8 protein-coding genes are annotated in these 11,438 nt (G+C 73.2%); 3 read left to right on the forward strand and 5 right to left on the reverse strand.

Annotated features, from left to right (window positions below):
- Positions 1-130: 130 nt before the first annotated feature.
- From araA to ACGF07_RS08560, 5 genes are all read right to left on the reverse strand, one after another.
- Positions 131-1,636 carry an L-arabinose isomerase gene (araA, locus tag ACGF07_RS08540; RefSeq protein WP_350745239.1) on the reverse strand — a complete coding sequence of 502 codons (1,506 nt, stop codon included), beginning with the start codon at positions 1,634-1,636 and terminating at the stop codon, positions 131-133.
- 12 nt (positions 1,637-1,648) lie between these two features.
- On the reverse strand, positions 1,649-2,320 hold the full coding sequence (locus ACGF07_RS08545; protein WP_392896647.1) for an L-ribulose-5-phosphate 4-epimerase: 672 nt from the start codon (positions 2,318-2,320) through the stop codon (positions 1,649-1,651).
- A complete protein-coding gene (locus ACGF07_RS08550) occupies positions 2,317-4,014 on the reverse strand; it encodes a ribulokinase (RefSeq protein WP_392896649.1) in 1,698 nt (565 codons plus the stop codon). The genes ACGF07_RS08545 and ACGF07_RS08550 overlap by 4 nt, the downstream gene beginning before the upstream one ends.
- Positions 4,015-4,344: 330 nt before the next feature.
- Complete coding sequence (locus ACGF07_RS08555) at positions 4,345-5,376, reverse strand: LacI family DNA-binding transcriptional regulator (protein WP_392896651.1); 1,032 nt, start codon at positions 5,374-5,376, stop codon at positions 4,345-4,347.
- 250 nt (positions 5,377-5,626) lie between these two features.
- Positions 5,627-7,105, reverse strand: a complete 1,479-nt coding sequence (locus ACGF07_RS08560; RefSeq protein ID WP_392896653.1) for an arabinofuranosidase catalytic domain-containing protein — start codon at positions 7,103-7,105, stop codon at positions 5,627-5,629.
- A 345-nt stretch (positions 7,106-7,450) separates the two neighbouring features.
- Here ACGF07_RS08560 and ACGF07_RS08565 point away from each other — a divergent pair, with 345 nt between their 5' ends.
- The 3 genes from ACGF07_RS08565 to ACGF07_RS08575 are packed head-to-tail and all read left to right on the forward strand — an operon-like array spanning position 7,451 to position 11,194.
- Positions 7,451-8,593, forward strand: a complete 1,143-nt coding sequence (locus tag ACGF07_RS08565; protein ID WP_392896654.1) for a substrate-binding domain-containing protein — start codon at positions 7,451-7,453, stop codon at positions 8,591-8,593.
- A gap of 4 nt (positions 8,594-8,597) precedes the next feature.
- Positions 8,598-10,190, forward strand: coding sequence for a sugar ABC transporter ATP-binding protein (locus ACGF07_RS08570; RefSeq protein ID WP_392896656.1), 1,593 nt, complete (start codon positions 8,598-8,600; stop codon positions 10,188-10,190).
- Entirely contained in the window at positions 10,187-11,194 is a 1,008-nt protein-coding gene (locus tag ACGF07_RS08575) for an ABC transporter permease (protein WP_350745259.1), read from the forward strand. Before ACGF07_RS08570 ends, ACGF07_RS08575 begins: the two co-directional genes overlap by 4 nt.
- The last annotated feature ends 244 nt before the right edge of the window (positions 11,195-11,438 follow it).

The raw sequence follows: 11,438 nt of genomic DNA on the forward strand, positions 1-11,438 counted from the left end.
GGGCGGGGGGATTGGTGGGTGTCTGGGGGCGGGGGGCGGGCCCCGGGGGGGGGGGGCCCGGCGCGGGGGGGGGGGGGGGGCCGGGGGGCGCCCCCCGGGGGGGGGGGCGCCGCCGGCCGGACGGGGCGGGTCAGATGCCCTGGGCCAGCCGGTGGTAGGCCTGGTTCCAGCGGAGCTCCTTCGTGAACCGGCGGATGGACGTGTCCTCGTCGATCACCAGGAGCTCCACGCCGAGCATCTCGGCCAGGTCCTCCAGTTCCTCCGCGCCGAGCGCGCCGGAGAGCACGGTGTGGTGCGGCGCACCGGCGGTCAGCCACGCCTCGGCGGAGGTGTGGAGGTCCGGACGGGGCTTCCAGACGGCGCGGGCCACCGGGAGCTCGGGCAGCGGCGCCGGCGGCTCGACGACGTCGACGTCGTTGGCGACCAGCCGGAAGCGGTCACCTAGGTCGGCCAGGCCGACCACCACGGCGGGGCCGGGCTCGGCGTCGAAGACCAGGCGGACCGGGTCCTCGCGGCCGCCGATGCCGAGCGGGTGGATCTCGCACGACGGGGTGGCGGCCGCGATGCTCGGGCAGACCTCCAGCATGTGCGCGCCGAGGATCAGTTCACGGCCGGGCTCGAGGTGGTAGGTGTAGTCCTCCATGAAGGACGTGCCTCCGGCCAGGCCGGTGGCGGTCACCTTGAGGGTGCGCAGCAGCGTGGCGGTCTTCCAGTCGCCCTCGCCGCCGAAGCCGTAGCCGTCGGCCATCAGCCGCTGCACGGCGAGGCCGGGCAGCTGGCGCAGCCCGCCGAGGTCCTCGAAGTTGGTGGTGAAGGCCCTGAAGCCGCCCTCGTCCAGGAAGCCGCGCAGGCCGAGCTCGATCCGCGCCGCGTAGCGCAGCGACTCGTGGCGCTCCCCACCGACGCGCAGTTCGGGGGCGAGGCGGTAGCTGTCCTCGTACTCCTTGACGAGCTCGGTGACGTCGGCGTCGGTCGCGGCGTCCACCGCCGCGACGAGGTCGTTGACTCCGTAGGTGTTGACGGAGACGCCGAAGCGGAGCTGCGCCTCGACCTTGTCGCCCTCGGTGACGGCGACGTCGCGCATGTTGTCGCCGAAGCGGGCGAGCTTGAGGCCGCGCAGTTCGGCGCGGCCGGCGGCGGCACGGGCCCAGGTGGCGATCCGGGCGGTCACAGCGGGGTCGCTCACGTGCCCGGCGACGGTCTTGCGGGCGACGCCGAGGCGGGACTGGATGTAACCGAACTCGCGGTCGCCGTGGGCGGCCTGGTTCAGGTTCATGAAGTCCATGTCGATGGAGTCCCAGGGCAGTTCGACGTTGGCCTGGGTGTGCAGGTGGAGCAGGGGCTTCTGCAGGGCGTCCAGGCCGGCGATCCACATCTTCGCCGGGGAGAAGGTGTGCATCCAGGCGATCAGGCCGATGCACCGGTCCTCCGCGTTGGCCTCCAGACAGGTGCGGCGGATGGCGGAGGCGTCGGTGAGGACGGGCTTCCAGACGAGCTCGACCGGCAGGGCGGGGTCTGCGCCCAGTGTGCCGGCGATCCGCTGGGACTGCTCGGCGACCTGCCGCAGCGTCTCCTCGCCGTAGAGTCCCTGACTGCCGGTCAGGAACCAGATCTCGCGTCCAGCGAGTGACGTCATGGTGGTGACTCCTTACCGGGCCTCGGGGTGCTGGCCGTAGACGTTCTGGTAGCGGAAGTTGAGGCTGTCGATGGCCGCCTGGGCGATCGGCAGGGGCTCGCCGAGCTGCCGGGAGATGTGGACGGTGCGGGCCGCGTCCTCGCACATCACGGCGGCCTTGACGGCGGCCTCGGCGTCCTTGCCGACGGTGAAGACGCCGTGGTTCTGCATGAGGACCGCGGGCGAGCGGTGGCCCTTGAGGGTGTCCACGATGCCCCGGCCGATCGAGTCGTCCCCGATCAGCGCGAACGGGCCGACCGGGATCTCGGCGCCGAACTCGTCGGCCATCGCGGTGAGCACGCAGGGCACGGCCTCACCGCGGGCCGCCCAGGCGCTGGCGTAGGTGGAGTGGGTGTGCACCACCCCGCCGACCTCGGGCAGGTGACGGTAGACGTAGGCGTGCGCGGCCGTGTCGGACGACGGCGAGTGGTCGCCCTCCACCACGTTGCCGTCCAGGTCGCAGACGATCATGTTCTGGGGCGACAGTTCTCCGTAGGGGACGCCGCTCGGCTTGATCACCAGCAGGTCCTCGCCGGGGACGCGGGCGGAGACGTTGCCCGCCGTCCAGACCACCAGGTCGTAGCGGACCAGTTCCTGGTGGAGGTCGCTGACCTGCCGGCGGATGAGGTCGATGGTCGCGTTCACAGGGCCTCGCTCGATGGGGTGAGGGCGGCGTTGCGGATGTCGCGCAGGCGGTGCAGGAGCTTGTCGGCGCCGAGGCCGAAGTGGTCGTGCAGGGCCAGGTACTCGGCGAAGAGCCGGTCGTACACGTCGGCGCGGGCCCGGTCCGGCCGGTACGCCGCCGGGCGCACGCGGCCCATGGCGGACGCCGCGGTCCGGACGTCGGGGTAGGCCCCGGCGGCGACGGCGGCGTGGATCGCCGATCCGAGCGCCGGGCCCTGCTCGGACTCGGCGACCGACACCGGGCGGCGCAGCACGTCGGCGTAGATCTGCATGAGCAGTTCGTTCTTCTTGAGGCCGCCGGTGACGACGAACTCGGTGACGGGGACGCCACCGCGTTCCAGGGCCTCCACGATGACGCGGGTACCGAAGGCGGTGGCCTCCAGCAGGGCGCGGTAGATCTCCTCCGGGCGGGTGGCCAGGGTGAGCCCGGCGATCACTCCGGAGAGGTGGTGGTCGACCAGGGTGGAGCGGTTGCCGTTCATCCAGTCCAGCGCCACCAGGCCGTGGGCGCCGACCGGCTGGGCGGCGGCCTTGCGGGTGAGGAGCTGGTGCGCGTCCTCGCCGTTGCGCTCGGCCTCGGCCAGGTAGTCGGCGGGCAGGCCCTGGCGCAGCCACCAGGCGAAGATGTCGCCGACGGCGCTCTGACCGGCCTCGTAGCCGAAGGAGCCGGCGACGATGCCGTCCTCCACCACGCCGCACATGCCGGCGACCTCCGCCAGTGCGGCACCGTTGACGACGTGGCAGGTGGAGGTGCCCATGATGGCCAGGAGCTGGCCGTCGTCGACGGCCCGTGCCGCGGGTGCGGCGACGTGGGCGTCGACGTTGCCCGCCGCCACCGCGATCCCCTCGGGCAGACCGGTCCACTGCGCCGCCTGTGGGGTCAGGGAGCCGACCCGGGAGCCGAGCGGGGAGAGCGGGTGCTCCAGGCGGGTGCGGGCGAAGTCGGCGAAGTCCGGGTGGAGCGCGGCGAGGTACTCCTCGCTCGGGTAGCTGCCGTCCTGGTGGATGCCCTTGTAGCCGGCGGTGCAGGTGTTGCGGCTCTCGGCGCCGGTCAGCTGCCAGACGATCCAGTCGGCGGCCTCGATCCAGCGCGCGCACGCGGCGTAGACGGCCGGGTCCTCCTCCAGGACCTGCAGGGCCTTGGCGTACTGCCATTCGGCGGAGATCCGGCCGCCGTACCGCGGGAGCCACTTCTCCCCGCGGGCGTGGGCCAGCGCGTTGATCCGGTCCGCCTGGCCCTGGGCGGCGTGGTGCTTCCAGAGCTTGGGCCAGGCGTGCGGGTGGGGCGCCCATTCGGGCGTCTCCGCCAGGGGGGTGCCGTCGGCCAGGACCGGGAGGACCGTGCAGGCGGTGAAGTCGGTGGCGATGCCGATGACCTCGGCGGGGTCGACACCGGCGTCGGCGAGCGCCGCCGGGACGGCGGTGCGCAGCACGTCGCGCCAGTCCGCGGGGTGCTGGAGCGCCCAGTCGGGAGGGAGCGGCCGGCCGGTGCCGGGCAGCTCGCGGTCGATGACGGCGTGCGGGTACTCGTGGACGGCGGTGCCGAGCTCTTCGCCGTCGCGCACGCGGACCACCACGGCGCGGCCGGAGAGGGTGCCGAAGTCGATGCCGACGACGTACCTCTCCGAGTCCCGGGCGGCAGGAATCACGGTCACTTCCTCATCGTTGGTGCGGGAGGCCGGGGTTGTCGCCCGTCGCCCGGTGCGGTCAGGTCCGGGGCAGGGCGGACCGCACCGGGCGACGGACTCCGTTCCGCGGCTCCGTCGGGGAAGGGCGGAGGGGACCGCCGACGGACGGACGGAGGCAGCGTCCGTGCCCGCCGGCGGAGCTGGGAGCACTTCTGTTAGCGTTCACAGGAATTGTTAGCGTTCACATATGCGCTGTCAAGGGATGTGCCGTCCCGACGGCCGGCGGTCCGGCCGCCCTCGCACGGCCTGGCGGACGACCACGACCGCGCGTGCGCCGCCCGATGCCCGGCTACCGGATCACCGGTTCCTCGAGGGGGCGACGCTGCGCCGCAGCACCATCTCCGGGGTGATCTGCACGTGGGTGTGGGCGGGCGCGACGCCTTCGAGTTCCCCGACGAGGAGTTCCAGCGCTCTGCGGCCGAGTTCGCCGAAGTCCTGCCGCACAGTGGTCAGCGGCGGGGTGAAGTAGGCGGCCTCCGGGATGTCGTCGAAGCCGACCACGCTGATGTCCTCGGGGACGGACCGGCCGGCCTCGTGCAGGGCGCGCAGCAGGCCGAGGGCCATGTGGTCGTTGGCGCAGAAGACGGCGGTGACGTCACGCAGTCCGGCGATCCGCAGGCCGGCCTGGTAGCCGGAGCGGGCGCTCCAGTCGCCGCGCTCCACGGGCGGCACCGGGGCTGCGGCGGCCTGCAGCGCGAGCCGCCACCCCTCCTCGCGGTCCTGGCTCTCCAGCCAGTTGGCCGGCCCCGCCACGTGGTGCACGGTGCGGTGGCCCAGGTCGAGCAGGTGCCCGGTGGCCTCCTTGGCGCCGAAGCGGTTGCCCACCGACACCATGGGCACCTGGGTCTGGTTGCCCGAACCGACGGCGACGAGCGGTACGGAGCTGGAGAGGCGGGACACCGCGCTGACGGTGGACGTCTGCGGAGCGATGACGACCACGCCCTCGACCCCCTGGTCGCGCAGCCGGTCGACGGCCTCCTGGACCGAACGGCCGTCCAGCGAGCGCAGACTGGTCACGCTCACGAAGTACCCGGCGCTGCGCGCGGCGCGCTCGATCCCGTCCAGCATCGAGGCGGGGCCGTAGAGGGTCGAATCGAAGCTGACCACGCCGAGGGTCTGCGAGCGGCGGGTCACCAGGGTGCGGGCGGCCGAGTTGGGCCGGTAGTCGAGTTCCCGGATGGCCGCCAGGACCCGGTCCCGGGTGTCGGGTCGGACGTGCGGGGCGCCGTTCAGCACCCGGGACACCGTCTGGTGGGACACGCCCGCCAGTTTCGCCACGTCGGCCATCACGGGCTGGCGCTGATCCGTCCCGGCGCTGTCGGTTCCCACTCGCAGTCCCCTCCTCGGTCGTGGACCACAGTACGCGACCAGGTCCAGGCCAATCCGTCACCGTCGGTTCGACCGGCGGCTTCCCTTCATACCAGCCGCGTGGTCGGCCGGGAGCTGCGATCGGCCTTCCGGTCCCCCCGCCCCGTCGCGCCGGGCGCCGTCGTGCCCCTCGGTGGCCCTGCGCCACCGGCCGACGCCGGCCGGGCCCGGCTCCGCGAGGCGGCGGAACCGGGCCCGGCCTCGGTGGGTGCTACCCGAGGGTCCACTTCTGGTTGCCGCCGCCCCAACAGGTCCACAGCTGGACGAGCGTGGCGTCGGCGGTCGCCGCCCCGGCGACGTCCAGGCACCGGCCCGACTGCACGCCCGTGACGCTGCCGTCGGCGTTGAAGCGCCACTGCTGGTTGGCACCGCCGGTGCAGGGCCAGGTCACGACCTTGGTGCCGTCGGCGGTCGCACCGCCGGCGGCGTCCAGGCAGAGCGTCGTGCCGCCGACGTCGACGGTGAGCCGCCCGTCCCCGGTACGGGTCCAGGTCTGGTTCGCTCCTCCGGAGCAACTGTAGATCTGGGCCTGCAGCCCCGGGGTGGCGGAGGCGTTGGGCACGTCCAGGCACTTGCCCGAGCCGGTGCCGCGCAACGCCCCCGTGGTGGCCGAGGAGTTGGCGTAGCCGGCGGCGACGATGTTGGCCTGGACGGCGTTCTCGGTCGCCTCCGACGGGTAGCCCGAGGTCATCACGCCCTCGTAGAACGTGCCTTCGGCGCCGTTGCTGTTGTCGCCGCCGATGCCCAGGATGATCGCTCCCTCCTTGTGCATCGGGTTGTAGCCCGCCGCGTTCGGGCGCGGTCCGGAGTAGAACGTCGACAGGCCGCCGGACTGCGCGTCGCCGGCCCGGATCGCCCACTGGTTCGGCGCGCCCTTGACCATGGCGGTCAGGTAACGGTGGTTCACGGTCGGGTCGCTGGCGTTGTAGCGGGTGTTCACGCCGGAGAACAGGCCGTTCTCCAGGTCGGCCATCACCCAGGGGCCCGGACCGCTGCCGTAGCCCCAGACCTTGATGTTGCCGAAGTAGATGGCCTCCATGTGACCGTTGCCGGTGTCGGTGCTGCTGGTCTCGGCGTTGCCGTAGTCGAAGCAGCAGCCGCCGTTGTAGTGCGTGCCGTCCAGGATCGCGTACATCCCCTCGGGCTGGTCACCGGTCGCGATGCCCGTGGTGTGGTTGTTGCGGTAGCCGGTGCCCTTCGCCACGTACACGCCGTAGGCCCGGTGGCCGTTCAGCGTGGCGGGCGCCAGGGTCGCGCCCGCCAGGTTGTCCGGCCCGGGCGCCGCCCCGCCCCCGGGGGCCTGGGTCAGGTGGTTGCCCTTGCCGGACTGGTCGTAGATCACGGTGATCACGCAGCTGGTGCCGGCGCAGAAGGAGTCCTGGGCGGCGGCGTCGGCGTAGCCGCCGGTGCCCAGCACGCCGATGTCCCGCACGGCCTGGTCCGACGAGCGCCGGACCTGGTACAGCCGGCCGCCGTAACCGGCGTACAGCGCGCGGGTGGTGCTGTGCGCGGCCACACAGGGCGTGCCGCCGGCGGCGTACACGTCGCACGGGCCCTGCGTGGCGGCCTGCGCCACGCCGCTGGTCGCGGTGGCGCCGGCCAGCGCGCCGAGGAGGACGGCGAGTGCCGCCCCGGCGCGGGCGAGGCGGCGCAGCGCACCTCGTCCGCGGATCGTCCTGTTGTCACTCATGGTGTCTCCCTGCTCATCGGTGAGCGCGGTCAGAGGGAAAGTGAGCGCTAACAATCCAGCGCGGGCAGCAGTCGGCGGCCCGAGCCGGAGAGGTGAAGGGTTCCTGGACGGGTGACAGTGCCCGCATCGACGGTGCGCCGTCAAGACCTCCGACACACCCTGCGGTCAGAGCGGCCGGTCGGGCCTGAGGTCCCGTCAGTCGTCATCGTCGGGTTGCTGCACGGTGGTTGACGCTGGCCGATGTTAGCGCTCACACTCCACAACACACCCCAGCACTCGCGCCGGTCCACCGCGCTCTTCATCCGCGCCTCCCACCCCACCGGCAGCGACCGAGAGGAACCACCCATGCGCGCACCCCTGTCCCGGCTCCCCAGAGCCGCCCGTGTCGCGGTCGCCGCGGCCGCCGTCCTGGTCCTGACCGCCGGCTGCAGCAAACAGGGCGCCGGCGACTCCGGCGCGTCCGCCGGCTCCACCGCGGCCGCCGCGCCCGCGATCCAGGGCGACATCACCTTCAACGACGACAACCTGGCCCGCCTCGACGCCGCGCTCAAGGCCGCGATCCAGGGCAAGGACGTCTCCGCGCTGGACCTGGCCATGGTGGTCAACGTCGCCGTGGACTACTGGAACGCCGGGAAGACCGGCTTCACCAAGGGGCTGTCCGACCTCGGCGCCAAGGGCACCTTCCAGGCCCCGGCCAACGGCCGGCTCGACCAGCAGCTGTCCATCATCCAGACCCTCCGCGGCCAGGACATCTCCGCCTTCTCGCTCTCCGCGATCGACCCGACGGCCGTCAAGTCGCCGATCCAGTCCGCCGCTTCGGCCGGGATCCCGGTCCTCGCCATCGACTCCCCGCTCCCGGCCGAGGACGGCGCCGCGCTCTACCTCGGCACGCCCAACTACCAGGCGGGCAAGAAGGCCGGGGAGGCGATGAAGGCCGCGCTGGGCGGCAAGGGCGAGGTCGTGGTGCTGGTCGGATCGCTCACCGCCTCCAACGCGGTGGAGCGCATCCAGGGCTTCGAGGACGCGCTCAAGGGCACCGGCATCAAGGTCACCAACAAGCTCGCCGACAACATGGACGCCTCCAAGGCCCTCACCAACGCCCAGACCGCCATCCAGACCGACCCCAACGTGACCGGCCTGTACGGGGTCTACTCCTACGACGGGCCCTCGGCCGCCCAGGCGGTGCAGGCGGCGGGGAAGACCGGCAAGGTCAAAGTGATCTCCGACGACAGCGACGCGCAGACCCTGGCCTTCATCCAGCAGGGTGTCATCCAGGCCACCGTCGTCCAGTCGCCCTACCAGCAGGGCTACACCGGCGCGTACCTGTTGGCCGCGCTGAAACTGCTGGGCAAGGACGGCACCCTGGCCCTCGTCAAGCCGTACCTGGAGTCCGACGGCACCACCCTCAGCTCCGGCGTGGGCGTGGTGACCCAGGACAACCTCGCCGCCTTCCGGGCCAAGCAGACCCAGCTCGGCATCGCGGGGTGACCGGATGACCGCCACCACCGCACGGCCCCGCGCCGACGGACCCGCCGTCACCCTGCGCTCGGTGCGCAAGAGCTACGGGCCGGTCACCGTGCTCGACCTCCCCGCCCTGGAGCTGAGGAGGGGACAGATCACCTGTGTGGTCGGCGAGAACGGGGCCGGCAAGTCCACCCTCATGGGCGTGCTCTCCGGCACCGTCGCCCCGACGGCAGGAGAGGTCCTGATCGGCGGCCGCCCCCTGCAACCGGGCCGGCCCGACCACGCCAAGTCCCTCGGCGTCGGCCTGGTGTCGCAGGAATTCCCGCTGGTCGGAGGGCTGAGCGTGGCCGAGAACCTGCTGCTCGGCCGGCGCCCCCGAACCGCCCGGAAGGCGGGGCCGCTGCGCCGCGCCCTGTTCGACCGGGCCGGCACCCGGAGCGAGGCCCGGGAACTGCTGGCGGACATCGGCGTCGACGGGATCGATGTCGACCGCAGGGTGGACCGACTGCCCGTCCCGCTGCGGCAGATGATCGAGATCGCCAAGGCCTGGGGCACCCGCCCCCTGGTCCTGATCCTCGACGAGCCCACCTCCTCGCTCGGACCGGTCGAGGCCGGAAAGGTCCTCGCCCTCGCCCGGCGGCACGCCGCGGCCGGCGGGGCCGTCCTGTTCATCGGGCACCGCCTGGACGAGGTGCGGGACCTCGCCGACCGCGTGCTGGTGCTGCGCAGCGGCCTCCTGGTCGCCGACCTCTCCCCCGCGCAGGCCACCGAGGAGCGGATGATCCGCGAGATGGTCGGCGTCGACCTCGCCCAGGAGGTGACCGTGCGGCCCGTCCCGCCGACGGCCCGCCGGGTGCTGGCCGCCCACGGGCTGACCGCGGCCGGCCTCGGCCCGGTCGACCTGGAACTGCGCGCCGGGGAGGTCGTCGGCGTCGCCGGGCTGATGGGCTCCGGCCGCAGCCGGCTGCTGCACACCCTGATGGGCGCGCAGCCGCGCACCGGTGGCGAGGTCGAACTGAACGGCCGTCGCTTCCGTCCGCGCCATCCCGCCGACGCGGTCGCCGCCGGCATCGGCCTGGTGCCGGAGGACCGCAAGGAGCAGGCGCTGTTGCTGCGGCACCCGGTGCGCTGGAACGCCACTCTGGCCACCCTGCGACGCGACTCCCGGCACGGTGTGCTCACCCCGCGCGGCGACCGGGAACGCTCCCGCCGGATCGTCGAGGACCTGGGCGTGCGGCTGCACAGCCAGGAGCAGCCGATCGGCGACCTGTCCGGCGGGAACCAGCAGAAGGTCGTGTTCGGGCGGTGGCTGCACGCCGATCCCGAGGTGCTGCTGCTCGACGAGCCCACCCGGGGCGTCGACGTCGGCGCCAAGGCCGAGATCTACCGGCTCGTCGACCGGGCCGCGGCCGAGGGCCTCGCCGTCCTGGTGGCCTCGTCCGAGCTGGAGGAACTGCTGCGGATCTGCCACCGGATCCTGGTCATGGCCGGCGGCCGGATCGTCGCCGACCTGCCGCGAGAGCGCTTCGGCAAGGAGCTGATCATGACCGCCGCGACGGGCGGGCGAAGCCCGTCGGCGGACGCGCAACCCCAGGCAGCAGATTCGGAGGCCACCGCATGACGACCCGGACCGCCCCTCTCCACCGCGACGCGGCGGCACCGCCGAGGAGCCGGCTGCGCGCACTGGTCGACACGCCCGAGGTGGGTGTCGTGCTCGCCTGCGTCGCGGTGTTCACGGCGCTCTCGCTGTCCCGCGACACCTTCGCCAGCGCGGTGAACCTCCAGGGCATGGGGGCCGACCTGGCCCAGTACGGCCTGATCGCGGTCGGCGAGTCCCTGGTGATCCTGACCGGCGGCATCGACCTGTCGGTGGGTGCCCTGCTCGGCACCAGCGTGATCCTGATGTCCTGGTTCGACGTGCGTGCCGGGCTTCCCGCCCCTCTGGCGATCCTGGCCACCCTGGCCGTCGCCGGACTGGTCGGACTGGTGCACGGGCTGGCCGTCACCCGGCTGCGGATGCCGCCGTTCGTCGTCACGCTCGTCACGTACACGGTGGCGCAGGGCGTCACGCTCGCGATCACCTCCGGGACCTCGATCGTCGGGATCTCCCCGTTCTTCGGGGACGTCGGCCAGAGCTACCTGGCCCAGATCCCGGTGCCGCTGGTGCTGTTCGCGGTGTTCACCGCCGCGGTCTGGTTCTTCTTGGAACGCACCTGTGCCGGCCGCCAGGTCTACGCCGTGGGCGGCAACGCCGAGGCGGCCCGGCTCGCCGGTATCCGCGGCGACCGGCGCGTGGTGTCCATGTACGTGGCCTCCTCGCTGGTGTCGGCGTTCGCCGGCCTGCTCGTGCTGGGCCGGATGGGCGTGGGCTCCGCGAGCGGGGTGGGCGTCGGCTGGGAGCTCTCGGCGATCGCCGCGGCCGTCATCGGCGGCGTCAGCCTGACCGGCGGACAGGGCCGGATCCTGGGGATCGTGGCCGGGGCCGTGCTGCTGGAACTCATCAACAACGGGCTGACGACCCTGCAGGTCAACTCGAACTACACGAACATCGTGCTCGGCTGCGTCCTGGGGCTGGCCATCACGGCCGACCGGCTGCGGGCCAGGCGGCTGGCGGGGCGGTCCTGACCCGCCGCACCGGCCCGGCGGCTGCGGGGGCCGGGCGGCGCGCCCGGCCCTGCCGCGTGGTCGTCCACCGGGGGCCGGGCGCGCCGCGCTCGTGCTCGTGCTCCTGCTCGTACGCGCAGCCGGGGCACAGGAGTCGGGGGGGGGGGGGGGGGGGGCGGGGGCCGCGGGGGCGCGCCCCCCCCCCCCCCCCCCCGCCGCCCCCCCCCCCGCCCCGCGCGACACCAAGAGAACAGAAGCACCCCAC

The organism is Kitasatospora sp. NPDC048194 (assembly GCF_043202455.1).
Classification (GTDB): Bacteria; Actinomycetota; Actinomycetes; order Streptomycetales; family Streptomycetaceae; genus Kitasatospora.

What these genes read in the sequence shown, in the direction of transcription:
- ACGF07_RS08575 (WP_350745259.1), top strand. Translation starts at nt 10,187, where the DNA reads ATGACGACCCGGACCGCCCCTCTCCACCGCGACGCGGCGGCACCGCCG.
- ACGF07_RS08570 (WP_392896656.1), top strand. Translation starts at nt 8,598, where the DNA reads ATGACCGCCACCACCGCACGGCCCCGCGCCGACGGACCCGCCGTCACC.
- araA (WP_350745239.1), bottom strand. Translation starts at nt 1,636, where the DNA reads ATGACGTCACTCGCTGGACGCGAGATCTGGTTCCTGACCGGCAGTCAG.
- ACGF07_RS08565 (WP_392896654.1), top strand. Translation starts at nt 7,451, where the DNA reads ATGCGCGCACCCCTGTCCCGGCTCCCCAGAGCCGCCCGTGTCGCGGTC.
- ACGF07_RS08560 (WP_392896653.1), bottom strand. Translation starts at nt 7,105, where the DNA reads ATGAGTGACAACAGGACGATCCGCGGACGAGGTGCGCTGCGCCGCCTC.